The 25,260-nt window shown below is 38.0% G+C and carries 24 protein-coding genes; 17 read left to right on the top strand and 7 right to left on the bottom strand.

The window, feature by feature from the left end; translation table 11 throughout:
* Nucleotides 1-113 precede the first annotated feature (113 nt).
* The 4 genes from RG571_RS01250 to RG571_RS01235 all read left to right on the top strand — a co-directional run bounded on the left by RG571_RS01250 (nt 114) and on the right by RG571_RS01235 (nt 2,654).
* Nucleotides 114-434 carry a PTS sugar transporter subunit IIB gene (locus tag RG571_RS01250; RefSeq protein WP_002287582.1) on the top strand — a complete coding sequence of 107 codons (321 nt, stop codon included), beginning with the start codon at nt 114-116 and terminating at the stop codon, nt 432-434.
* Nucleotides 435-459: 25 nt separating this feature from the next.
* Complete coding sequence (locus RG571_RS01245) at nt 460-777, top strand: PTS lactose/cellobiose transporter subunit IIA (RefSeq protein WP_002287579.1); 318 nt, start codon at nt 460-462, stop codon at nt 775-777.
* Between the two features lie 28 nt (nt 778-805).
* On the top strand, nt 806-2,059 hold the full coding sequence (locus RG571_RS01240) for a PTS sugar transporter subunit IIC (RefSeq protein ID WP_002287577.1): 1,254 nt from the start codon (nt 806-808) through the stop codon (nt 2,057-2,059).
* A 130-nt stretch (nt 2,060-2,189) separates the two neighbouring features.
* The gene (locus tag RG571_RS01235) at nt 2,190-2,654 is read left to right on the top strand and encodes a GNAT family N-acetyltransferase (protein WP_002299899.1); all 465 of its coding nucleotides are present in this window, start codon (nt 2,190-2,192) and stop codon (nt 2,652-2,654) included.
* A gap of 28 nt (nt 2,655-2,682) precedes the next feature.
* Here the strand turns inward: RG571_RS01235 and RG571_RS01230 are convergent, their stop codons facing one another.
* From RG571_RS01230 to RG571_RS01215, 4 genes are all read right to left on the bottom strand, one after another.
* Nucleotides 2,683-3,003 carry a YrhK family protein gene (locus RG571_RS01230; protein WP_002287574.1) on the bottom strand — a complete coding sequence of 107 codons (321 nt, stop codon included), beginning with the start codon at nt 3,001-3,003 and terminating at the stop codon, nt 2,683-2,685.
* 30 nt (nt 3,004-3,033) lie between these two features.
* Nucleotides 3,034-4,167, bottom strand: coding sequence for an alcohol dehydrogenase catalytic domain-containing protein (locus tag RG571_RS01225; RefSeq protein ID WP_002299903.1), 1,134 nt, complete (start codon nt 4,165-4,167; stop codon nt 3,034-3,036).
* A gap of 527 nt (nt 4,168-4,694) precedes the next feature.
* A complete protein-coding gene (locus RG571_RS01220; RefSeq protein ID WP_002326427.1) occupies nt 4,695-6,389 on the bottom strand; it encodes an oleate hydratase in 1,695 nt (564 codons plus the stop codon).
* A 56-nt stretch (nt 6,390-6,445) separates the two neighbouring features.
* Nucleotides 6,446-6,574 carry a hypothetical protein gene (locus tag RG571_RS01215; protein WP_002287569.1) on the bottom strand — a complete coding sequence of 43 codons (129 nt, stop codon included), beginning with the start codon at nt 6,572-6,574 and terminating at the stop codon, nt 6,446-6,448.
* Here RG571_RS01215 and RG571_RS01210 point away from each other — a divergent pair.
* The 3 genes from RG571_RS01210 to RG571_RS01200 all read left to right on the top strand — a co-directional run bounded on the left by RG571_RS01210 (nt 6,573) and on the right by RG571_RS01200 (nt 7,740).
* Nucleotides 6,573-6,821, top strand: coding sequence for a hypothetical protein (locus tag RG571_RS01210; protein ID WP_002321251.1), 249 nt, complete (start codon nt 6,573-6,575; stop codon nt 6,819-6,821). The two genes, RG571_RS01215 and RG571_RS01210, sit on opposite strands and share 2 nt — an antisense overlap.
* 191 nt (nt 6,822-7,012) lie before the next feature.
* The gene (locus RG571_RS01205) at nt 7,013-7,378 is read left to right on the top strand and encodes a DUF1622 domain-containing protein (protein ID WP_002287567.1); all 366 of its coding nucleotides are present in this window, start codon (nt 7,013-7,015) and stop codon (nt 7,376-7,378) included.
* On the top strand, nt 7,375-7,740 hold the full coding sequence (locus tag RG571_RS01200) for a DUF1622 domain-containing protein (RefSeq protein WP_002307868.1): 366 nt from the start codon (nt 7,375-7,377) through the stop codon (nt 7,738-7,740). Before RG571_RS01205 ends, RG571_RS01200 begins: the two co-directional genes overlap by 4 nt.
* 91 nt (nt 7,741-7,831) lie before the next feature.
* On the opposite strand, the gene RG571_RS01195 is transcribed toward RG571_RS01200, so the two are convergent.
* Nucleotides 7,832-9,259, bottom strand: a complete 1,428-nt coding sequence (locus RG571_RS01195; RefSeq protein WP_258430218.1) for a helix-turn-helix domain-containing protein — start codon at nt 9,257-9,259, stop codon at nt 7,832-7,834.
* A gap of 469 nt (nt 9,260-9,728) precedes the next feature.
* Here RG571_RS01195 and tdc point away from each other — a divergent pair, with 469 nt between their 5' ends.
* The 4 genes from tdc (at nt 9,729) to RG571_RS01175 (ending at nt 17,310) form a co-directional block, all read left to right on the top strand.
* Nucleotides 9,729-11,564: a tyrosine decarboxylase gene (gene tdc / locus RG571_RS01190; RefSeq protein WP_002338578.1), complete on the top strand. Its 1,836-nt coding sequence runs from the start codon at nt 9,729-9,731 to the stop codon at nt 11,562-11,564.
* 304 nt (nt 11,565-11,868) lie between these two features.
* The gene (locus tag RG571_RS01185; protein ID WP_002339529.1) at nt 11,869-13,347 is read left to right on the top strand and encodes an amino acid permease; all 1,479 of its coding nucleotides are present in this window, start codon (nt 11,869-11,871) and stop codon (nt 13,345-13,347) included.
* Nucleotides 13,313-14,644, top strand: coding sequence for an amino acid permease (locus RG571_RS01180; RefSeq protein ID WP_308947425.1), 1,332 nt, complete (start codon nt 13,313-13,315; stop codon nt 14,642-14,644). Before RG571_RS01185 ends, RG571_RS01180 begins: the two co-directional genes overlap by 35 nt.
* A gap of 113 nt (nt 14,645-14,757) precedes the next feature.
* Nucleotides 14,758-17,310 carry an HAD-IC family P-type ATPase gene (locus RG571_RS01175; RefSeq protein WP_002345779.1) on the top strand — a complete coding sequence of 851 codons (2,553 nt, stop codon included), beginning with the start codon at nt 14,758-14,760 and terminating at the stop codon, nt 17,308-17,310.
* A gap of 6 nt (nt 17,311-17,316) precedes the next feature.
* Here the strand turns inward: RG571_RS01175 and RG571_RS01170 are convergent, their stop codons facing one another.
* Nucleotides 17,317-18,756 (bottom strand): helix-turn-helix domain-containing protein, encoded by a 1,440-nt coding sequence (locus tag RG571_RS01170; RefSeq protein WP_002339532.1) that lies wholly within the window; start codon nt 18,754-18,756, stop codon nt 17,317-17,319.
* Between RG571_RS01170 and RG571_RS01165 the strand changes: the two genes are divergently transcribed.
* Nucleotides 18,731-18,913: a hypothetical protein gene (locus RG571_RS01165; protein ID WP_002349831.1), complete on the top strand. Its 183-nt coding sequence runs from the start codon at nt 18,731-18,733 to the stop codon at nt 18,911-18,913. The genes RG571_RS01170 and RG571_RS01165 overlap by 26 nt on opposite strands.
* A 188-nt stretch (nt 18,914-19,101) precedes the next feature.
* Nucleotides 19,102-19,464, top strand: a complete 363-nt coding sequence (locus RG571_RS01160) for an MmcQ/YjbR family DNA-binding protein (protein ID WP_002287552.1) — start codon at nt 19,102-19,104, stop codon at nt 19,462-19,464.
* Nucleotides 19,465-19,648: 184 nt separating this feature from the next.
* Here RG571_RS01160 and RG571_RS01155 read toward each other — a convergent pair whose 3' ends face one another.
* On the bottom strand, nt 19,649-20,506 hold the full coding sequence (locus RG571_RS01155) for a LysR family transcriptional regulator (protein ID WP_308947428.1): 858 nt from the start codon (nt 20,504-20,506) through the stop codon (nt 19,649-19,651).
* Nucleotides 20,507-20,625: 119 nt separating this feature from the next.
* Between RG571_RS01155 and RG571_RS01150 the strand changes: the two genes are divergently transcribed.
* The 4 genes from RG571_RS01150 (at nt 20,626) to mdcD (ending at nt 25,257) form a co-directional block, all read left to right on the top strand.
* On the top strand, nt 20,626-21,537 hold the full coding sequence (locus tag RG571_RS01150) for an ACP S-malonyltransferase (RefSeq protein WP_114634718.1): 912 nt from the start codon (nt 20,626-20,628) through the stop codon (nt 21,535-21,537).
* Between the two features lie 6 nt (nt 21,538-21,543).
* Nucleotides 21,544-23,190: a malonate decarboxylase subunit alpha gene (gene mdcA, locus RG571_RS01145; protein ID WP_114634717.1), complete on the top strand. Its 1,647-nt coding sequence runs from the start codon at nt 21,544-21,546 to the stop codon at nt 23,188-23,190.
* A 101-nt stretch (nt 23,191-23,291) separates the two neighbouring features.
* Complete coding sequence (locus RG571_RS01140) at nt 23,292-23,591, top strand: malonate decarboxylase subunit delta (protein ID WP_002287548.1); 300 nt, start codon at nt 23,292-23,294, stop codon at nt 23,589-23,591.
* Nucleotides 23,581-25,257: a biotin-independent malonate decarboxylase subunit beta gene (gene mdcD, locus RG571_RS01135; protein ID WP_114634716.1), complete on the top strand. Its 1,677-nt coding sequence runs from the start codon at nt 23,581-23,583 to the stop codon at nt 25,255-25,257. The genes RG571_RS01140 and mdcD overlap by 11 nt, the downstream gene beginning before the upstream one ends.
* The last annotated feature ends 3 nt before the right edge of the window (nt 25,258-25,260 follow it).

Here is a 25,260-nt window from a genome sequence, read left to right as displayed (position 1 = left end):
TGCAACTTGGTATAGACCTTAAATGTGATGATATCAACTTTTTAAAGCGCTTTTAAAGTTGGCACGCTACTTGCTTATATACAAGTGTAAGTATAGAAAGGAACGTGTTTAAAATGGAAAAGAAAACAATCATGCTTGTATGTTCAGCTGGAATGAGTACAAGTCTCCTAGTCACAAAAATGCAAAAGGCAGCAGAAGCAAAAGGAATGGAAGCAGACATCTTTGCTGTATCTGCTTCAGATGCGGATAATCAACTAGAATCTAAAAATGTAGACGTTTTACTTTTAGGACCGCAAGTACGCTTTATGCAAAATCAATTTGCTGAAAAGCTAGCACCTAAAGGCATTCCTTTAGATGTAATCAATATGGCTGACTATGGCATGATGAATGGTGAAAAAGTACTCGACCAAGCAGAAAAACTAATAAACAAATAATAAAAATTATCGGAGGATACAATAAATGGAAGATCAAAAAAATCTAGAAGCCATCATGGGTCTGATCATGTTTGGCGGAAATGCAAAAAGCGATGCAATGGAAGCGATTGCTGCTGCGAAAAAAGGTGATTTCACTTTAGCAGATGAAAAAATCAAAGATGCAGAGGAATCTTTAGTCCAAGCACATCACTCTCAAACAGAGATGCTGACACAAGAAGCACAAGGAAATCACGTTGAAGTCACGCTTTTGACGGTCCACAGTCAAGATCATCTGATGACATCCATAGCTTTTACAGATTTAGCAAAAGAGATCATTGATCTGTATCGTCGATTGAACGCGTAATCTACAGTAAAGAAAAGAGGGAAGATTTATGGATAAATTTGTTGCATTTATGGAGAAACATTTTATACCTGTAGCATCAAAAATTGGTGCACAACGGCATTTAGTTGCGATTCGGGACTCATTTATGGTGAGTATGCCGTTAATGATCTTAGGAGCATTAGCAGTAATGATCAATAACTTACCGATTCCCGGGTTCCAAGAATTGATGAACTCAATTTTTGGTGGTGAATCATGGAAAGGATTCGGGGCTGCTGCTTGGAACGGTACATTTGCCATTCTTTCTGTCTTGATTGCTTTCTTGCTTGCTTATCATTTAGCTAACGGCTACCGAAAAGACGGTGTTTCCGCAGGTGTGATTTCTTTAGGCTCTTTCTTCGCTTTAGGCGGAGCATTAGGTATGAGCTCAAACGGTTTGTTTATTGCTATTATTGTTGGGATTATTTCAACAGAAATCTTTGTACGTTTAAGCGGAAATGAAAAATTGATCATCAAAATGCCTGATGGTGTGCCACCGGCAGTTGCAAAAGCATTTGCTTCATTACTACCAGCAATGATCACTATCTCTGCGTTTGCTTTAGTTGCTGCAATTTTTGCTGCATTCGGTGTTGATGATATCGTAGGTTCTTTCTATACAGTGGTCCAAGAACCATTTATGGGACTTGCAAACTCTTATCCATCTGCCTTACTGCTTGCATTTATCACACCATTCTTATGGTTCTTTGGTTTACACGGAGCGAATATGGTCGATCCTTTGATGCAAACAATCAATGCGCCAGCCATTGAAGCAAATGTTAATGCAATCGCAGCTGGACATAGCGCACCGTTTATCGTGAACAAACCTTTCTTTGACAGCTTTGTCAACTTAGGAGGAACAGGTGCAACTTTAGGTTTACTGTTAGCTATTTATTTAGTAGGACGTAAAAACAAACCATATATGGTTGTAACAAACTTGTCGATTGCGCCAGGTGTCTTCAATATTAATGAACCAACGATGTTTGGGTTACCTATCGTGTTGAACCCGATCATGTTCATTCCATTTATTTTGACACCAATGGTCTTAGTTAGTGTTGCTTACTTTGCGACTTCTACAGGTTTAGTGCCAGCAGCTACCGTTATGCCTCCATGGGTAACTCCACCAATTATTGGCGGTGTATTGGCAACAAAAAGTATTGCAGGTGGTGTACTAGCCGCTGTCAATTTGGTTCTTTCTATTTTGATCTATCTACCGTTCGTCAAGGTAGCTACGATCCAAGAAAGAAGAAAAGAAGCTTTAGATGCTTGATTAATCAAAAAACGGAGAACAAGTGATTGTTTTCCGTTTTTTTTTTACATCACTATTGTTGTCATTGCTAATTTTCATAAAGACTTGTATAATTTTTGTAAACGTTTTATTTTAGTCGGAGGTTTAAACATTGGTTACATATAACTGGATCAAATTAAGAGAACACCCAGAATTAGTAAAACAAAGTGCGAAGTGGTTTTCATCAAAATGGGGAGTTCCTGCTGTTGTGTATGAGGAAAGTATTCGTACTGGAATCGCTAATAAGGAAAGTATTCCTCAATGGTATGTGGTCTTAGATGAAAAAGAAACCATCGTCGGAGGAGCGGGCGTTATTGAAAACGACTTCCATAACCGCCCTGATTTGACACCAAATCTTTGTGCCCTGTTTGTTGAACCGGAAAAGCGTAAGCAGGGGATAGCCAAGCGGATATTAGCGGAAATCAGAAAAGAAATGCATCAACTTGGGTACGAAAAACTTTACTTAATTACAGATCATACCACGTTTTATGAACGATACGAGTGGACATTTTTGACAATGGTCAAGGAAGAAAGTGGGACGACCGCTCGTCTGTATCAAAGTGATACGATAGGGTGAAAAAAGAGGCATGAGATTTGAAAAATTCTCATGCCTCTTTTTTTTTGCTTGTTCTCTTCATTGCTTTTTTTTCGTCGTAAATAAAAATGTTCCTTACGATTCTGAGAATAGGACGAATCGTCAAGAAAATAGCACCAGCCAAATAAAAATAGGTGCCATATCGATCGGGGATTTTAGTTAAGGAAGCAAGGCTTCCAAAAATATAGAAAATCCCGGTTAATAAATCGACAGCCAGTGAGATCAATGTGTAACGATTTTGGAAATAGAAGCGGAAGCGACGTCCTCGTATTTCGATATCTTCTTCTTTTCCTATTTCGATCTCATGGGTATTTCGTTTGATTTTGGGCATAAAGAAAATCACCTGTATTTTTTACTGAATTCAAGGTTTCAAAACAACTTTTATATTTTTATCTTCTTTTTTGTCAAAGATCTCATATGCTTGTGCTGCTTCTGATAGTGGCAGCGAATGAGTAATGATTTGTGTAGGATCGAATAGTCCTTCTGCAATCATTTCGTAAATTTTTGGCATTAGATGGATAATTGGTGCCTGTCCATGCTTGACAGCGATATCCCGCATAAAAAATTCTTGCAGCGGGTAAGAAGAAGCTGGAGTCATATAAACACCAGTTACTTGGACTGTTCCGAATTTTTTGACAGCTTGCGATGCCATCTGTAATGGAGAGATTGTGCCGCTTTGTAAGCTTACTAAATTTTTCGCTTTTTCTTTGACAGGCTCTAATCCGTCCATTCCTACACAATCGATAATGACATCTGCGCCACCTTTAGCCAGTTCATACAATTCCGTTCCAGCTTGTGCCGTGTCTTCTAAGAAATAAGTTTCCACCCCATTGTAATTAGCTGCTTTATCTAGACGGTGCTGTACTGGATCTACTGCGATCACGCGCTCTGCTCCAGCCATAACAGCGAATTTTTGAGCGAATAGACCGACTGGACCAGAACCTAGAATCACAACTGTATCGCCTTTTTTTACTCCTGCATTTTCAACGCTCCAATAAGCTGTGGGCAAAATATCTGATAGAAATAAAACTTTTTCATCAGGAAGATCATTATCTGGTACAACAAATGAAGTAGAGTCTGCATAAGGAACTCTTAGATACTCCGCTTGACCACCCCAATGATTACCGTTCAACTTGCCAAATCCGAAAAGCCCGCCATATAACTGATCTGGATTTGATTCATCACATTGGCTTTCCATGTGATTCAGGCAGAAATGACAATGACCACAACTAATATTAAAAGGGATAACCACACGTTGCCCTTTTTTCAATGTTTGAACTTGAGATCCCACTTCTTCAACGATTCCCATTGGTTCGTGTCCTACAACATACCCTTTTTCCAAAACTGCTTCACCATGATGGTAAAGATGCAGATCGGAGCCGCAAATGGCTGTTGCTGTGATACGGATGATTGCATCTGTTGGTTCTAATATTTTTGGATCATCTACGTTTCTGATTTCCATTTTCTGTTTTCCTTGCCAAGTGACTGCTTTCATTGGAGATGCTCCTTTCAGATTCATAAAATTGTCTGCATTATTAGTACTACAGATAATTTCATTTTAAAGGAGATCTTACCTTTTTGATAATGAAACGCTTTTTTTCTTAAATGAAACATTCTATAGTCTTATGTATTTGTGTTCGGAGAGGTGTGTTTCCGATTTTTTAGTGTAATGGTAATCATTGAAATAGTTGTATCCGTTAGATGATGTTGGATTGGCAAGAGAGTAAACGTTGAAAAAATAGTTGTTTTCAAAAAGAAACAGACATAAATAAAAAGAGGTTATGACAGAAGGGATCAGTTTCTCGGTATTAAGTCAAATTTATGCAAAAACGTGAGGAACCATTTTCACAAAATTTTTCTTCATACTCGAAACTAAACGCCTTTTTCATAACCTCTTGGTAAACGGTGTTCAAAAGCTTGCATCTGCGGTAATAAGTCCAACCAAATCAAAAACATAAGAAGCTGTTTTAGCCTGGTTGTTCTTATTACTTGATGCAGGGCAGCTTTTTCACAACCTCTTGGTTATTCAAACATTTTTTTTGCGGCACGAGCTAGAGTAGGAATATCTTTGTCGTAACGCGGTGTTTTGACAAGACGGGACATAGGGATACCCGCAAAATGGAAAGCAGCGATTTCTCCAGAACGTACAGCACTTTGTTCAGTAAAGATCATCTGATAAGGCTGCTCGACAAATTCTCCTGTAAAGGCCAGATTGGTCGAATGTTTAGGAATGACTTTTGGCCGATCGCTTTTGGCACGATTATTGAACAACGCGGAAGCATAAGGCATATAGACAGGGATATTATTTATTACGCTGTCGAAAATTTCTGTTTCTTTTTCACGAATATTCACTGGTCCAGGATCTACTTTTGAAAGTTGTCCGATCAGTTCTTCTAGCATTTCTTTTCCATTCATTTTAATATACTGTTTATCCACAAATTCGCCACGTCGTCTTGGATAAAGGAAATAACCCCAAATAACTGTTTCATTTGGTTTCTGAGACGTAAAATGCGGTTGATGATGCACGACGATAGACATATTGACATCTTTTTGGCCTAACGGCGTGATCGGTGTGGATGAAATAAATGAATTCAAGGCATTTCCTGGTTCTTGAGTCGTGATACGGGTGATTTCATTCAACAACAAATGGTTTTTCGTCGTCAGGGTAAAGCTGACCCATTCGCTTGCATCTCGATCAGCAAAGAATTTGTCAGGATTTCCCAAGTTGTAGAAACGTTCACTGGCTTTTTTCCAGAGACTAGAAGCTGCACCATAATCCATATTTTCTACAGCTGGTGTTTCGTAATCTCCTAAAGTAGCTGAATCTGTAATGGACCCATTAGTGAAAATAACTGCTGTATCTTCATCGACCACAACGTGTTCTTCTTCTTGAGTCAGTGTATTGGTCATTTTCAAACCAGTCACAGTGATTTCATCTTGCATCGGTGTTTCTTTGAATTCCCAGTCAGTGACACGGCGGTTCAAAATGATTTTGCATCCTTGTTCTTTCAAGTACTCGATCAAAGGAAGCATAATACTTTCGTATTGATTGTAACGTGTTCGATTGACGCCCACTAGATGTTCGATTTGAGTGAATTCATAAATCATTTGATGCATATAGCGACGCAATTCTTGAGCAGAACTACGTGTTCTGAAAGCAAATGTTGTTTCCCACATAAACCAGAAGTTTGTTTCAAAAAAGTGTGGATCATCTTTGAAATATTCTTCGATAGTGATATTGTCTAGTTTTTCTTCTTCTGAATCAGGCATAGCAATCAGTTTAGTCAGAAGAATACGGTCTTTATTATTGAATCCCAGTTTTCCGCCATCAATGATTCCTTTGCCACCTTCCATCAAACGTGCTTTGTCAAAGGTTCGGTGTTTTGCATCAAAATCTCTCGTATCTTCTTCAGCAGTCATCCCTGGCTCAGTAACAGAAGGTATTCGACTTAACAGATCCATCAAATCTACATAGGTACGGTAATTAAGCATGCGACCGCCTCGAGCAATATAGCCTTTTTGGTTTTCTAATGGATGGTTTTTATTCCAATATTCATCCACTACAGTGTCGGTCGGTGCACCATCATTTGAACCGTGATCATCCAATGAATAAAAGGTGATCTGATCCCCTTTCCATTTGCCTTCTTGAATCAAATAAACAGCCGCTGCCATATTGGCAATACCGGCACCAATCATTATTGCTTTACTTTTTCTCATTGTGATTCCTCCAATGTCTTCCAAGTATGTCCGTAGTGATTCAACTAAATAGGATGCTAGATTGATTCGAATTCATCATATAAATGACTGTCATCTTCGAATAGTCCTGTCTTTTTTCCTAGATATGCAGCGCCAAGGGCAAGCAAACCTAAACCGATGCCGACTTTGATTAATTTTTTACTCATGAAAAACGCCTCCTTGTTTTCTCTTTCTATATCCAAGGATAGTTCGTTTTTATTAGAATGCCAAATGATAGGACGAGAAGAAAAAGGAAATTTTGACAAAAAAGAAGAAGTGTCTGATTTTCCTGTAAATAAAAATAGGGTAGGTAAGAAGAAAAGATTTGAGGAGGTGTATGGTTCTATTTTTAGAAATTTGGGTACAAAAAAAGCACCGAGACAGTGCTTCTTTGAAAAGCTGATGACGGACTAAGCCTTATTTTAACTTGCTACGTTGTTTTGGATACTTCCACGATTTATGGATGGGGGGAGAAAAATGGGAGAGTGAAAAAGAAAAATTTAAGCGAACCGTTATCATTAGAACAACTTTTAAATAGACGAACAAGGTAACTTTCTTTTACAATAAAAGAATAGGAACAAATTAAAAGAAAGTAGGTAGCGTATATGTTTCGCTCAAATTTAATTGAATTTCTAGAATGGATCATTGCTATTTTAAATATTTGTTCTATCGGTATCTTAATTGTCGGGATCGTTCTTGTTCTATTCAAACTTTTTGATTGGTCTCATGTCAAGAAAAACTATGCAGAACGTAATACTCGTAATGCAGATACAAGAAAATTGCTAGCAAGTTATATTTTGTTAAGCTTGGAAGTACTAGTCGTTGCTGATATCATCGAGTCAGTTATCAAGCCGACTTGGACAGATATTTTGAAGCTTGCACTTATTATTATCATTCGAACAGTCATTTCTTATTTCTTGAATCAGGAAATAGAAGACAAAGAAAAACAAAGAAGAGGAGAGGTAGGATGACGACAGAGTTGATGCAGTTTCTTCTTCCATATTTTGAAAAACTTGTACTGGGACTTGATATCTTTGCTATCTGTTTATTGGTTTGGGGTGTTTGTCTATCAATCAAGGATTTTTTGAAATATTTATTTGTCCATACAAAAGTGCAAAACGACCGAGTCAGCGAGAACAATGCTATTAAAAAGATGTTGGGAGGCTATATACTTCTAAGTTTGGAAATTCTTGTTTCAGCTGGGATCATCGAATCGATTATCAAACCTACCTTGCAGGATATTTTCCAACTAGCGGCGTTGGTAGTTATCCGAACCATCATTTCTTATTTTTTAAATAAAGAGATCGGACCCGTAGATGTCCAAAATAAGTGAGGTTGTGAGCCTGACGTGTATCAAGAGATTGTTACAGAAATGGGCATCTTCAACAAATAAGAGGCTGTGACATGATTTTTGTCACAGCCCCTTATTTGTTTTGCACAGCTGAAATGATAGCTCGATCGATCGTATTGATCGAAATAGGAATAATATTTTCATATTGGACCGCATCTGGTGTATATAATGTACGTTCACATAATACCCGGTTTGAGGACTGCTGCGCATACTTCTTTATATCAGATATACTTGAATAAATTGTTGGTGCAACTTGAAAATCGAAAGTAGTTACAGCTTCCAAGGCTTCCCGATAAATCAGATAATGAACATCCGAATTTGTGACGATATAGATAGTCAGATGTTCTTTTGTCAGACGGAGAATTCCGCTCAATTCGATCACAAAAGCCCGCATGCAATTAGGATTCAACCGTAGATCATAAGGTAACTGGCTGGACCAGCTGGAAAAAATTGTCTGGACTTCTTTATATAAATTTGTCTGTTCCTCATTTAAAAGATAAAATTTTTCTGGCATGAATAATTGATAGTTATCCCAAGCCGAACGCATCAGATGAATCAGCGCACGTTCGAACGGTTGGTTTCCGAATAATTCTTGATTGAAGTGAGATTCAAAGGTAGCAACTAGTTCTTTTATTTCGGGAGTATTGTCAATAAACACTTGGTATAGCTGTTGAAAGTCTTCCGCAATCAACTGATAAGAATGGAAACCATAATTACAAAGATTGAATAGTGTCAAAATAAAGGCGAATTCTTCTTTTTTATAATAGGTTTGGAAATCAGTGTTTTCCCATGCTGATTCGACATAATTGTAAATAGGACGTTTTTTGATTTCTTCGATAAATTTTGAATCTATTGTCACAGCACACACTTGCTGGCGTAGGAAACTGATAGCAAAACCAATCGATAAGATTTCTTTATTTTCTTTATCATAAAATCTACCACTATTTTCCGTTACGGATTCAATGAAACGATCGGCACGTTCAAAAAACGATTCAGGTAGCTCCCAAGAATTAAAACCGCCTAAACGATACGACACATTAAGAAGCAGCAGACGTCTTTCCATTTCAGTGAATCGAGGGGAGTAGCGGTCGATTTCGATCCCGCAGTCATTAAAATAAGCTAATACTTGTTTTTTTAATGAATAAGCTTTGCTGACAGAGATGAATTCACATTCAGTTAATTGAAGATAATCAGGTTCATCTTCTTCCAAATAAAGCAGACAAGTTTTTAAAAACAACGAATTTTGAGACAATTGCTGCATGATCTTGCATCGAGGTATATGTTCTGAAAAATATAAAGTGTAACGGTCCTTTTCCCGATGTGTATAAGCGATCTGTTCTTCAAATTCTTTTTTTATGTTATTGATATCATTGAGCAAAGTGGTTTTGCAAAAATGCAGGAGATTGGAGAGCTTTTCTAGATTGACTTCTTTATTTACATAGAATTGCCCACATAAAAACAGCTGTCTTAAAATATTTTTCTCAATATATTCTTCAATCATAGTAGAGCCTCCACCTTGTATTTTTTTGCACAATATGGGAAATATTATGACATGTTTTCTTTTTGAAATCATCAGTTAATTTCTGAAAAAGCACATAAATGCCGTTAAAAAAGGTTTTTTATGTTATAAAATTTGGAAAACAGATAATTCTATTAAAAAATAAATTGTGAATTTTTAACAATATAAAAAAATAAAAATATGTTTAGTGAATGAAGGACAGTCATTTTATTTGTTTGTTCGTTTTTTTTAGGTTATCTATTTTAGAAGACTGATTTATTGAAAAATTGTTCGTTTTTTTGCGTTGAATTATCAGAAAAATCCGACTTTATTTATTTTTGTTTGTAAAAATCTACGTGGATTTGATGTTATAAAAAAAAAATTCTCATTTTTGGCGCTATAGTGAAGAGGTGTTACAGATAAACACATGTATCTGCGAGACATTGACCAACAAAATATGGAGGGAAGAAAAATGAAAGATATGGATATCAAGGCCGTCTTTATAGGCGACAAAGCTGAAAATGGACCAGTTTATAAAATGTTGTTGAACAAGATGGTAGATGAACATCTTGGATGGAGAGAAAATTATATTCCTTCAGATATGCCTGCAATTAGCGAAGGAGATAAGCTCACTCCAGATTATCTAGCCACCCGCGACCATATGATAGAGGTCTTGGATGAAGTCAGTCAGCGATTACGCGCAGGATCGATCCCATGGCATTCAGCAGGCCGTTACTGGGGACAAATGAATGCTGAAACATTGATGCCTGCTTTATTAGCTTACAACTATGCGATGCTGTGGAACCCAAATAATGTTGCATTGGAATCTTCTATGGCAACTTCGCAAATGGAAGCAGAAGTAGGACAGGATTTTGCTTCATTATTCAATATGACAGACGGATGGGGACACATTGCAGCAGATGGTTCTATTGCTAATCTTGAAGGATTATGGTACGCCCGTTGCATCAAATCGATTCCTTTAGCTGTCAAGGAAGTGCTGCCTGAAAAAGTGAAAAAAATGTCTGAGTGGGAACTTTTGAATTTATCTGTTGAAGAAATTTTGGAAATGACCGAAAGCTTTACGGACGAAGAAATGGATGAGGTCAAAGCAGCTTCTTCCCGTAGCGGAAAAAATATCCAAAGATTAGGGAAATGGCTGGTCCCTCAAACAAAACACTATTCTTGGATGAAGGCGTTAGATATTTGCGGAGTAGGCTTAGATCAGATGGTTGCTATCCCAGTTCAAGAGGATTATCGAATGGATATTAATGCTTTGGAAAAAACAATTCGTGAATTAGCTGAACAAAAAATCCCAATTCTAGGTGTGGTTGCTGTCGTAGGAACGACAGAAGAAGGTCAAGTAGACAGTGTAGATAAAATCGTCCAATTAAGAGAAAGGTTAAAAGATGAAGGGATCTATTTCTATTTACATGTTGATGCCGCATATGGCGGCTATGCGCGTTCACTGTTTCTAAACGAAGCAGGAGAATTTGTGCCGTATGCTTCCTTAGCTGAATTCTTTGAAGAACATCATGTTTTCCACCACTGCGTAACGATTGACAAAGAGGTATATGAAGGGTTCAGAGCTATTTCAGAAGCGGATTCTGTCACGATAGATCCTCATAAGATGGGCTATGTCCCTTATGCTGCTGGAGGAATCGTAATCAAACATAAAAATATGAGAAATATCATTTCTTATTTCGCGCCATATGTGTTTGAAAAATCAGTAAAGGCTCCAGATATGTTAGGAGCTTATATTTTGGAAGGATCAAAAGCTGGAGCAACCGCCGCCGCAGTCTGGACAGCACATCGTGTATTGCCATTGAATGTGACCGGATATGGTCAATTGATTGGGGCTTCAATCGAGGCAGCTCAAAGATTCAGAGAATTTCTCGATCATCTGACTTTTACTGTTAAAGGAAAAACAATCGAAGTCTATCCATTGAATCATCCTGATTTTAATATGGTCAATTGGGTATTCAAAGAACAAGGCTGTACAGATTTGAACGCTATCAATGAATTAAATGAAAAAATGTTCGATCGGTCTTCTTATATGGATGGCGATGTTTATGGTGAACGGTTTATTACTTCTCATACTACATTTACACAAGAAGATTACGGTGATTCTCCGATTCGTTTTGTTGAAAGAATGGGTCTAACGAAAGAAGAATGGAAAAAAGAACAGAAAATCACTCTGCTACGTGCGGCTATCATGACTCCTTATTTGAATGATGATCGAATTTTCAATTTTTATACAAAAGAAATCGCCAAAGCAATGGAAAAGAAACTAAACGAAATCATCCAATAGAACTGATTTTTGTGTGAAAGAATAACAAGAGACATATGGAGAACAGACAATTATTTGCTTCATCAAAACAATTGTATTTCCCCCTGTTTTTCATATATTCCTCGCCAAGATATTCTTTTTTATAAAACGTTCTATAAGTTGGATCGTTCGTTTCATGTATCAAACCCAGTTCACTAAGATCGTTCAATGGATGTTTCGGTGATACTGGGTTTTGTACTGAATCGATGAAACCTTGTCATTTCTGTTCTTGAACAAAAATAAAAGAAAACAAAAACATATGTCGCTATTGAAAGAAGGAATAAAGATGAAAGATACTGGTTCATCAAAGCAAATCACGACCATGACCTTTATCGGAATGACCTGCGCCCTTGTAGCAAGTGTACGAAATATTCCAGATGTAGCAGCAACGAGCTGGATGATGATTTTTTACATGCTGGTTGCAGTATTATTGTACGCTTTTCCAATCTCATTGATCTCTGGTGAATTTGCCGGAATGTTTCCCCAAAAAGGTGGTCCAGAACTTTGGGTATCGAATGCTCTAGGAAAAAAATGGGGGTTCGTTGTCTCATGGCTGTTATGGGTCCAAATGTTTCCTGGGATGGTGATGGTCGCTTCAGCACTTGCTCCGTTGTTTGGTAATATTATCGATAATGTGCCGCTTGGTTTGAACAGCAAATTTACATTAGTTGTTATTTTAGTCGTTTATTGGATCATCACTTTTTTGAATTTGAAATTTGATATGGCAAAAATCGGCGGAAAAGTCGGTGTTTGGTTAGGATTGTACGTGCCTTTGACGATGATGCTCTTATTAGGGTTTGCTGCGTGGATCAAAGTTGGGATCGTACCAACCGGAACATTAGGCAGTTTTTCATGGGACAAATTAATACCAGATACTACGACTGCATCCTCATTTGTTTATTTTGCGCCGATCATGTTTATTTTTACTGGTATCGAAATGTCCTCTGTGTATATCACTCGGTTGAAAAATCCAGTTAAAACGTATATTCGCGGAGTATTTGCCGCGTTAATTTTTATATTTTTCGTCAATATTTTGAATGCTTTAGTTGTAGCAAATGTCGTACCAAAAGGACAAATGGAATTGAATAATATCGCGCAATCTATTTCGATTTATTGCCAAATTCTTGGTTTGCCACATCTTATTGTGAATCTGTTTAGTTTACTTGTCTTCATTGGTGTAGCAGTCCAATTATCTGCTTGGGCCTCAGGACCAGCAAAGACAGTGACAGAAAGTGCTAGAAAAGGTGCGTATCCACCAAAATTCAATTTTTGGAAGACGAATCAATTTGACGTATCCAAATCCGTTATTTTGACTCAGTCCGTCATTATCTCAATCTTTGCACTTTTTTATTTGCTGATTCCTGGCGTCAATCAAGCATTTTTGATGCTCGTAAATTCAACTACTGTTATCTACTGTATCGTCTATGTCATCATGGGGATCGCAGTTTTGAGATTGCGTTATACACATGCAAAGTTGAATCGACCATTTAGAATTGGAAAAAAAGAGAAAAAGAGCAATCTTGGAGTTTGGACTGTCGTTATTGTTTTATTTGCGGCAATCGGATTTTCTGTCGGGCTGACGATGAAAGCTGGAACATGGATCAATCTAATTGCAGTCACCGCCATCAGTGTCATTTTGTTTGTAGTACCACTCTGTATTGAAAAAATAAAGAAACCTTCTTGGGAACAGGAAGTCGCCATGCTGCTTGAAAAAGAAAAAGGTGAACTTGATGGAAAAACCGGCCATGAAACGGACTCTAACTAATCGAAATATCCAGTTAATCGCATTAGGTGGCGCAATTGGAACAGGATTATTTTTAGGTTCAGCAAAGGCAATTGCATCAGCAGGGCCAGCTGTTATTCTCGTCTATTTGATATGCGGTTTGGCTATTTATGGTTTGATGCGGGCCATGGGTGATTTATTTTTAGCAAATAGTACATTTAACTCTATCAGTGATTTCATTGACTACTATTTAGGCAAAAAGTGGGCATTTTTTGTCAATTGGACTTATTGGCTTTGCTGGATTGGAGCTGGACTTGCGGAATTAACAGCAATAGGATTGTATATCCATTTCTGGTTTGTACATGTACCAGCTTTGATAAGCGGAGGTAGCGCACTAATGATCTTAATGGCAGTCAACCTTGTTGCAGTCAAGTGGTTTGGTGAATTGGAATCTTTTTTCTCAATCATCAAGATCTTGGGGGTTTTCCTTTTTATCTTATTGGGTATAGGATTGAGTGTCTCAGATTTTCATACCCAGTCTATCGGAATCAAAGAAAATTTTGGACAGATCGATGAATTACTACCGTTTGGCTTTGCTGGAATGGTAGTCTCATTTCCTATGGTTTTATTCAGTTTTGCTGGAATTGAAATGATCGGCTTAACCGTTGGCGAGACAAGTGATCCGCAAAAGAATTTGAAAAAAGCAATCAACTGTCTGCCTTGGCGTATTCTCTTTTTCTATATAGGAACGATTTTGTCGATTTTATTTGTTGTTCCATGGCATTGTTTAGATTTAAAAGAAAGTCCTTTAGTGACTATGCTGCAAGTGATCCATTGCCAAAGCGGAGCAGCAATTGTCAATCTAATGATTTTGGTTGCTTCTTTGTCCTCAGCAAATAGTGCAGTCTACAGTACTAGCAGGATTTTATATCAAACAGCAAAAGAAAAAAGTTTGCCCCATTGGTTTTGTGCGCTTTCTAAGAAAGGCGTACCTTTACACGGTATTTTAATTACAGGGATGTTATTTTTTGCCGGTCTTTGTCTACATTTTTTTGTAGCTGATAGTCGATTGTTTTTTCAGCTTTTGGCAGGCATGACAACGAGTTGTTTTCTATTTGTGTGGTCTTCGATCTTGTGTGCACATGTTCAATTTATTAAAGAAAAGAAACGGAACACTACACAAAGATATAAAGATCTTGCTTTGTTGGTGTTTTTTACTTCAATTGCTTTCAGCTTGTTATTCGAAAGCACGACACGCTTTATTCCTTTTTTATTGGTTATCTGGTTTGTATTCTTAAATTTTGTATATAAAAGAATAAGCAATAGAAATATCAGTTAGGCCCAGATACATTCTGCAAAACGAATTATTTCAGACCCCCCTGAAATAATCGATACGCCTGAAAAAACTTCCCTGCGTATAATAACAGTATCAATTAAACAGGAGGGGATAGGATGAACTGGTACAGATTGACGGTAGAAGATGTATTGAAAAACTATCAAACATCAACAGAAGGCTTGTCGCAAGAAGAACGACAGAAACGCCTGACTGATCAAGGATATAATGAAATAAAAGCAAGGCAGCAGACAAAACGATGGAAAAAAATAGCAAAGCATTTTACTGATCTGCTGATGATCGTGTTGATCATTGCCTCTTTTTTGAAATTTGCTTCTAGTGAATATATTGAAGGAAGTATTATTTTATTCGTAGTGATCGTCAATGGACTCGTTAGTTACTGGCAAGAAAGAAAAGCGGAAGAATCATTGAATGGTTTGAAGCAGCTGATGGGACAAGAAGCGATAGTACTATCAGACGGGATGCAAGAAAAAATCCCTGCGAAAGAACTGGTAAAAGGAGATGTCATTGTCTTACGTGCCGGAGATGTCGTTCCAGCAGATATCCGATTAATCGAAGCACATGATTTATTAGTGGAAGAATCGATTTTGACGGGAGAATCAGAAGCATCTGAAAAAAGTCATGCCGTTTTGACAGAAGAAGAATCGATCGGCGACCAGAAAAATATGGCTTTTTCAGGAACGCTTGTACAATCTGGTTCTGCAGTCGGTGTCGTTGTAGAAACAGGAAACACGACAGAAATCGGTAAAATCAATCAAGCATTGCAATCGGTCGAACAACAAACGACGCCTCTGATTAAAAAAATCAACCGATTAAACAAACAAATTTTTCAAGGCATTCTTTGTTTGAGTCTATTCTTAGTTATTTTTACGACATTTCGCTATGGTATGGATTGGCATATCCTTCTTTCGGCTATGATTGCTTTGGTGGTGTCAATGGTACCCGAAGGATTGCCAGCTGTTTTGACCATGATCCTATCCGTTGGAGTACATGAAATGGCAAAAGAAAAGGCGATCATCAAAGGACTTCCTTCGGTAGAAACATTAGGTTCTATGACAGTGATCTGTTCAGATAAGACAGGGACATTGACAAAAAATGAAATGACAGTTGTGGATGTATCTGCAAAAGAAGAAGCCTGCGTGTTGTCCATTATGAAAAACTGTCAGGAATTAAAAACAAAAGAAGAACAGAAATCAGAAAATTTAAGTGGCAATCCGACAGAAGTTGCGCTGATTCGACACACAGAAACAGCCAATCTGCCTTTGAAAAAAATAGAAGCAAAGATTCCGTTCAGTTCTGAATACAAATATATGGCAACGATGCATGCGGAGGAAAAAGGAGCGGTGATTTACGTCAAAGGTGCACCAGAAGTATTATTTGCTAAATCAACTCTTTCTTCTGCAGAACAAGAAGCATGGAGTCAGACAGCTGCAGAATTTGCGAGAAAAGGTCAGCGTGTTTTAGGATTTGCTTATAAAAAAGTAGATTCGAAACAGGAACTCACGCATGAGACTTTAACCCAATTAACTTTTGCAGGGATCGCCGGATTGATCGATCCGCCAAAAGAAAGTGCAGTCAAAGCTGTAAAGGAATGTCAACAAGCAGGGATCTCAGTGAAAATGATTACAGGGGATCACAAAGACACAGCAAAAGCGATTGCGGAACAAATTGGCTTAAAACATACTGCCAAAGTTTTAGAAGGGATCGATTTGGATCTTATGTCTGATGAAGAGTTGATTCAGCAAGTGCCAATAGTCGATGTCTTTGCTCGAACGACGCCAGAACATAAACTGCGGATTGTTAAAGCTTTGCAGAAAAATGGAGAAATCGTCGGAATGACCGGAGACGGCGTAAATGATGCACCTGCTTTGAAACGATCCGATGTAGGAATTGCTATGGGAATCAAAGGTAGTGAAGTAAGCAAACAGGCAGCTGATATGGTTTTAGGAGATGATAATTTCCATACGATTGCAAAAGCCGTAAAAGAGGGCCGGCGGATTTTGGATAATTTGCAAAAAACCATCAATTTCTTCTTGCCAACTGCATTAGCTCAAGGATTGATCTTGATTTGGGCACTTATGCTGAATCGCCCGCTACCTTTGTCCCCAGTACAGATTTTATGGGTCAATATGGTAACGACAATCACTTTATCTTATGCACTAGGGTTCGAGTCGCCAGATCCAGAAATCATGAAGCGCCCACCAAGAGATCCAAAGCAAGGAATCCTATCTGGTTATCATTTGTTTCGGATCATCTATGTCTCCCTACTGATCATGGTTCCTGCCTATTTATTGGCTATGCAGTTTGAAGGGCAAAGCTTACAGCAAACCATTCTTCTACAAAATATCGTCTTAGCTCAAGCTGTTTACATGATCAATTGCAGAGAGTTGTCCAAGCCGTCATTGAACCAGGGCCTTTTGCAAAACAAAGCGCTTTTTCTTTCATTAGGTATCCTTGCTTTATTGCAAGGGATGGTTATTTTTCTACCAGTCGGCCAGCAGCTGATCGGTACAGTAAGTTTAACGATGACACAACAGTTATTGATTGGGGCAAATGTGATTCTTCTATTCTTAGTTGTAGAAATAGAAAAAGGGATCATGAATAAACTGTTTCGCAAAAAAGAAAAAACAGCTAGAGAATACAGTCGCTAGCCGTTACTATAAAAAAGTTTTGAAAGTGAGTTCAGTCAAACGATTGAGCTCATTTTTCGTAGGAATAGAAGAAATGTATACGATAGGGATATCTAGAGAATCCAGCGGGAAATTGGAAATCAAGATATCTGTTTTTTCGAAAGAAATAGTGGAAAGATCGGTTAGTTCGATAGGTAAGAAGCAGACACGTTTTCCCAAGTAATCTTTTAATTCCTGCTGCAAGAATGCCTTCCATGAAGGTTCTCCTTGGAAAATAAAATAGACATTGAACAAATTCGGTTTGATAGAAAAAATCGTTTGTTGGATCAGTAAGGACAAGAGTTGAAGGAAGAAATTCGGTTCATTGATTTCCATTTCTTTTTTTAGATCGTTCAGTAAATTCTCTTTCTGTTGAGACAAATGTGCATATTGCTGATCATATGTTTCTAAAAAACGATGGTATTGACGGTCCAATGCTTCAATCAATATCGGCGATTCATGATATTTTAATACGAGAAGAGCCAAGTTATCAGTTAGAGATGTTTTTTTTAGTTGATCAAGAGACAGCTCTGAAGCTAGTTCCTCTACAAACGTTTCGAGGCGTTCGAAAAATGGAGAATGATGCAGGCAGCAAGCGGTTTCTTTTCCATAGTTATTGTTGTAATTCCAACTTTCCAGAAAGCAGAAAGAAGCAAAAGAAAGCTCAGTGTCTTTGAGATAAATACCTTCCGTTAAATACAATTTTTTCAATGCAGAGTCATACAGGGAGGAGAGTGTACTGTTGATATGGATAGAAGAATCTAATCGGCAATTCGCTTTTATACGGATCGTATTGATAAAGAACCAACATGTTCCAAAAATCTCTTCTGTTTCAACCGCTAGCTCCGTTCGATTTATTGTTTTTAAAAATTGAAAATAATGGGATTCATGAATCGAATAATCTTCGAAAAAATAGTTGTTATGAGTAAAAGGAATCAGCAGTCGATGATAGAAAGTGCGAATCGCACGCTCTTTCCCAAGAATAGAAGCGGTATATTTCGTCAAATCGATCTGCAAGTCGTAACTTGCTAAACGCTGATTGATTTTAGTCACATGTCTTTTCAATGTCCCATAAGAAAGCCCATGGTCGGCTAGAAAATCAGGGACAGCAACTTTTTTTGTAAAAAGCAGACTTTTCAATAGTTCGACACTGACTGATTGTTTGAAAAAAATCTCCCAAAGGTCATTTGCTAATAAATTTTGCTGGTTTTGCAAACTAATCCCTGCTTGATCGCTAATGATGTCCCAGCCTTCAGGCAGTTGAGAGCGAATAGATTGAAGGTCAGAATAAATCGTTCGTTCGGTTGTCCCTATGATTTCAGCTAATTCATTTACGGTTATCTTTGTATGATTCAGCAATTGTTCTACTAAAGAAACATGACGTCGAATATCTTTTTCGGTAATGATTTTTTTCATTAGTGAATACATCAATCAGACTCCCTTCTATTCTAAGAATACGGAGAAAATAAACGGTGGTCAAGTTTCAACTGATTTTTCAATCAGTGTTTATTTTTATGGAGCATTTACTGATGATAAGAATTTCATCATGAACTTGAAAAATGATACCACTAAAATAAAAAAATAGGTGGGCAAACAATAATCAACATTTTAATAGTAGATGGTAGCAAGACCAACACAGGCGGATTGAACATTTAAGAGTTGATAAAAAAGAAAAATATCGAAGTATTTGATTAGCAACTACTTGTATTCATTTTTCTATTCTTACGTGGTATCTTTGAATAAAGCGAATCAATAAGAAAGAGATGGAAGCAGATGCTAACGAAAAAAGAACTAATCGATCACATCAATGAAACATACAATTTGTCTCCAGAATATATTTTTAAAAAATTTCCTGATTATTGCGTATTCAGACATCAAAAAAGCAAAAAATGGTTTGGGGTCCTGATGTCTGTTCCAGAAGAAAAAATCTATGATGATGCAAGTGACCATAGGATCATCAATATTCTTGATTTGAAGGTCGATCCTGAACTTGGCGGAATTTTGCGAGGAAAAGAGGGGTATTTTCCAGCCTATCACATGAATAAAGAACATTGGATCTCTATTGATCTACGTAAAATAGAAAAGCTAGATGAACTAGCAGATTTGATTGATGGAAGTTTTAAATCAACGCAATGAATGTCTAGGACAATAGAGAAGAGGTTGTGACAGAAATGTTTAGCTTCAAGAAATAAGAAGGAATTTACGAAAATTGCTTCTCAAATTTTTGGGAAATTTCGGCTTATTTTCTAAGAAATTACTTCTGGAACACCGTTTGTTCGAAAAAAGAGCTGCGACAAGAATTTTGTCCCAGCTCTTTTTTTTATTTTCCTAAATAAAATTCCCGCATCGTTTTTGCAATCATTTTGATCAAAGGATGATCTTCTGTGAAGCTAGAAGATAAATAAATTGTTCGTGTCAAGGGCAAATCTTTGATTTCCCGCAAGACGAAAGGATCATTTTTATCGTAAGACCAAGAAACTTTTGGGAAAAAGCTAACAGCTAATCCTTGCTTGACAATAGAACGTAATGTCGCAGGATCATCTGTCGTCGAACTGATCGTCAATTCGATACTTTTCGCTTCAAGTGCTGCATCCGGTGTATGACGGAAGGCGTTGCTCTTTGACAGCATCAAGATGGGGGTGCGCTGGATATCTTCTAATTGCAGATGTTCTTTTTTCGCAAGAGGATGTTTCTTAGGAATGGCGACATAAACAGGTTCTTTCATGATAGGAATATTGGTCATGCCAGGCTTCATCTCCGAAGTGATGTACAGTACAGGATCGGTAATATCATCTGGTAAATGATGTTGCATGATCGTTAATTGGATATCAGGATGCTTTTCCATAAAAATTCGGACCAAGTTCGGAATAGAAACAGAGGCTACCTCTAAATACAATATGACGGAAGTAACGATCTTCTCATTGACCGAAGACAATAATTTGATTCCTTCTTCTAATGTGTCTAATGTCTTGACTGCATATGGATAAAATTCTTCTGCAAAAACGGTCGTCTCAATGTTTCTGCCGCTATGGTAAAACAAAGGGACCCCTAATTCGTTTTCCAAATGTTTGATCGCACGGCTCAAGGCAGGTTGAGAAATAAATAATTCTTTGGCTGCTTGGGTAACATTTTTTGTTTCGAATACTTTTTTAAAATACTGCAGATGAAGCAATTTCATAATTATCCATCCCATCCATACCTTTTTGTTATGGTTTTTTCTTTTTTTGGCATTTTTTATTATAGCAGAAATTGACTAAGATAGCAGTGGAAAAAGTAAGTGCTGAGGAGGCGAGGCTCATGAGTACAGGTTTCTTATTTCCTGGACAAGGCAGTCAGAAGTTAGGGATGTTAGCGGATATCCCTGAAATGTACATGGAACGTTTAGAAAATGTGACGGGGTATCGGTTAGTTGATAAAGAAGAAAACTATCAAGATACGGTTTTTATCCAGCTAGCATTACTGACAAAAGCAGTATTTTATTTAGATGAAATGGAAAAAAACGGTATTCAGCCTGATATTGCAGCAGGACATTCGATTGGTGCTTTTTGTGCAGCTGTTGCTTGTCGATCTTTGAGATTTGAGAATGCAGCGGAACTAGTCTATCACCGCGCAGTCTTAATGAAAGAAGCTTATCCAAGCGGTTATGCAATGGGCGTAGTAGTAGGTGTGACGAGAAGCGAAGCTGAGGAAATTGTAGCAAAAACATTTGATCCTGACCATCCAGTTTATCTGTCAAATGAAAATTGTCCGATGCAACATACGTTATCTGGGAGTATCGAAGGTTTATCCGTTACGTTGGCAGAAGCCAAACGGCACCAAGCGCAAACAGCGAAGCTGCTGAAAGTCCCTGTGCCATCTCACTGTCTCTTGATGAATGATACGGTCAAGAAATTCAAGCCGTATATGCAGTCTGTCCATCTATCTGATGCTAGATGTTTGTATATAAAAAATACGGATGGAAGAGCCACTCAGGACGCAGAAGAGATTTGTAAAGATTTGTTGGAAAACCTAGCTTTCCCTGTGCAGTGGAACCAAATGATGGACTTGGCAAAAGAATTAGGAATGGATCTGACGATTGAATGTCCCCCCGGCAATACTTTGACAAAGCTGATTCATACAAAATTTGGTGTAGATAAAGGGATCCGTACGATCAATCTAGACCAACATGGTATTGATGACGCCACGTTTCTATATCAAAAATGGAGATGACTAATTATGGAAAAACCAAACCGCAACTGGGCTTCTAAACGCGAAAAAAAAGCGCAGCGATTGGAAAAAATCAGCAACTTGCTCAATGGCAAGTATGTAGAAACTGAAAAAATCGTAGAAGTAATGGAAAAACTGATTGCTCCCGGCGACAAAGTTGTATTAGAAGGCGACAATCAAAAACAAGCAAGTTTTCTTTCAGAAAGTCTTGAAAAAGTAGATGCAGAAAAAGTGAATGATCTGCATTTGATCATGTCTAGTATCTCACGACCAGAACATTTGAATATTTTTGAAAAAGGAATCGCAAGCAAGATCGATTTCTCTTATGCTGGTGCACAAAGCTTGCGTGTCGCCCAAATGATTGAAGACGGCACAATGAAATTAGGTGATATCCATACTTATTTGGAACTTTATGGACGCTTATTCATCGATTTGATTCCAAATGTTGTTTTAGTAGCTGCAGATAAAGCAGATAAAGACGGCAACTTGTACACAGGTTTCAATACGGAAGAAACACCAACAATCATCGAAGCTGCAGCTTTCAAAGATGGTATCGTGATCGTTCAAGTCAACGAAGTTGTCGATTCTTTACCACGTGTAGATATCCCTGGTGACTGGGTAGACGTTGTCGTGAAAGCAGATAAACCTTATCAATTAGAAGCTTTATTCACACGAGATCCTCAAAACATCACAGAATTGCAAATTCTAATGGCAATGATGGCAATCAAAGGAATCTACGCAGAACACGGCGTACAATCTTTGAATCACGGTATTGGATTCAATACAGCAGCTATCGAATTGTTACTGCCAACTTATGGTGAATCACTAGGGTTAAAAGGGAAAATCGCGAAGAACTGGGTATTGAACCCACATCCAACGATGATTCCAGCCATCGAATCAGGTTGGGTTGAAAGCATCCATAGTTTTGGTGGCGAAGTTGGTATGGAAAAATATATTTCTGCTCGCCCAGATGTCTTTTTTGTCGGTAAAGACGGCACGATGCGCAGTAACCGAACATTATCACAAGCAGCTGGACAATATGCAATCGATATGTTTATCGGTTCAACCTTGCAATTAGATTACGAAGGAAATTCTTCTACCGTAACAAAAGGACGTTTATCTGGTTTTGGTGGAGCGCCTAACATGGGACATAATCCTGGCGGTCGTCGTCATTCTACACCAGCATGGCAATCACTTCGCGACAATGATGATCCATTAGGTAAAGGACAAAAATTAGTTGTTCAAATGGTTGAAACATATGGTTCAAATAAAAAACCAGTCTTTGTCGAAGAATTAGATGCATTAGCTGTTCAAAAACAGGCAGGCTTAGCCAATGCACCAGTGATGATCTATAGCGAAGATACTACCCATATCGTGACAGAAGAAGGAATTGCTTATTTGTACAAAGCAAAAACAAAAGAAGAACGTCAAGCAGCAATTGCAGCAATTGGCGGTGTTACACCTCTTGGAATGACTAGCACGAAAGAATCACTAGATAGCTTGCGTGAAGCCGGCATCGTGAAATTACCAGAAGATCTAGGTATCAAACGCAGTGAAGCGAAACGTTCATTATTAGCTGCACAAACAATCGATGATTTGATCGAATGGTCAGATGGCCTGTATGAACCACCAATGAAATTCAGAACTTGGTCATAAAATTGGCGAGAAAAACCTTTTGTCGCCATTTACCCAGATGGAAGAAGAAAGACGAATAAGCAGAACGTGTATGCTCTGTTTTACAAAAAGGGGAGAGATCCATGGAACAATTAGCTTATAAATATCCAACGAAACAGCCGATCAATAAGAAAATTCATGTAGGAGTGGTCGGTTCAGGAGATTTGGAAATCTTGATGTTTCCAACAGAAAAAACAGAATCTACTGTAAAAATCTGTACAGGAAGCGATGGCTTCGGCGAAGTATGGAACAATGTATTAACGAGATTTTTTGATCGTTATCCAATTTCAGCAGATATCGTTATCAATGACTTCGGTGCTACACCAGGAGTTGTGTACCTGCGATTGACGCAAGCAATGGAGGAACTTTCAGATGAAAAATAGTTTTGTAGAATTAAATGCCAGAGAACGAGTGAATGCTCTACTTGACAATGGACGTGAATTGATTGGCCCATTCGATCAAATCATCGCGCCAAGTTTACCAGCACAAGGAATCGTCCCTGAAAGTGATGACGGGATCGTTGTCAGCCGTGGAACGATCAATGGCAAACAAGCAGTAGTAATCGCTATGGAAGGAAAATTCCAAGGTGGCGGTATCGGTGAAGTTTCCGGTGCAAAAATCGTTGCTGCACTTGAACATGTGTTAGAAGAAAATAAAAAAGGAAATGAGATCTTTCCAGTCATTGTACTAGATACAGGTGGTGTTCGTTTGCAAGAAGCAAACTACGGACTGTTATCTATTTCAGAAATCGGAAATGCAATCATTGCTCTAAAACAATATGTACCAGTCATCGGTTTGATTCCAGGACGTGTAGGATCATTTGGCGGTATGTCGATTACTTCAGCATTAATGAGTTATTTAATCGCAACAAAAAAAGCGAGAGTCGGTTTGAATGGACCAGAAGTTATTGAACAAGAAGCAGGCGTTCGAGAATTTGATTCTAGTGACAAAGACTTGATTTGGAATACATTAGGATCTCGTCAACGGGTAGAATCAAAAATCATTGATGAATTAGTGACTGATAGTGTAGAAGCAATCAAAGCTGCTGTCATCGCAGCAATGGACGAACGAAAAGACACGCATCGCAGTGAAAGCTCAGCATTTTATTTATCATTACTTGATTCTTTAGATCTTTCAAAACCAATGGCCATTGACGATTACAATGAAGCAATTGCTAACCATCAAGCAAAATCAATTGACTTACCAGAAGTAGCAGAAGGAAATGAACCAGCTGCAGCAAGTGTTGGTTACGATTGGTTTGCGGCACTAACTGGCATGAAAAATCCAACTTCTTCTATTAGTACTGTGTATTATGGTAAATCAAGTAAATTCATAGAAGAAGCCATCGTGACATCAATCGTACCTGATCCTAAAAACCCGATGTACCGTGTACGAAACGGTGAAGTTGGTTTAGTTGAAGGTTTCCGCATGGGACAAATTTTGGATCACGTTTACGAAGAAGATAAAGACAAAAAAGTGAAACGGCCAATCATCGTTGTGATCGATGTACCAAGCCAAGCATACGGCTATAACGAAGAATTGATCGGTATCCATGTGGCTTTGGCTAATAGTGCTGCTGCTTATGCAAAACTCCGTCAAGCTGGACATCCAGTTATTGGATTGATTGCAGGAAATGCTATTTCAGGTGCATTTTTAGCACATGGATTACAATCAAGCCGCTTGATTGCTTTAAACAATAAAGAAATTACCGTCCAAGCGATGTCTAAAGAAAGTGCTGCACGTGTGACAAAACGTTCGGTTGCTGAAATCGAAGCAGCTGCTGAAAAAGTTCCAGCTATCGCTTACGATATCAATAATTATACAAAACTAGGAGCGATCTATCATTTCCTAGAAGATATCACCGACCAAGCTTCTTCAGAACAAAATGTCAGCAAAGTCATCGAAGCAATCAATGAAGCCATTCAAGATGTCCGCAATACAAATGACACGATGCTGACAAATCGATACACAAACGAAACAGCCAAAACATTCGGACGTGTCGAAACAAATAAAGTCCGTGCCAAAATGGACGAAGAATGGGATGCATAAAAA

The organism is Enterococcus sp. FR204 (genome assembly GCF_031143325.1).
Classification (GTDB): Bacteria; Bacillota; Bacilli; order Lactobacillales; family Enterococcaceae; genus Enterococcus_B; species Enterococcus_B faecium.
The sequence above is the reverse complement of the archived record's forward strand: the minus strand, read 5'-3'. Positions and strand labels throughout refer to the sequence as shown.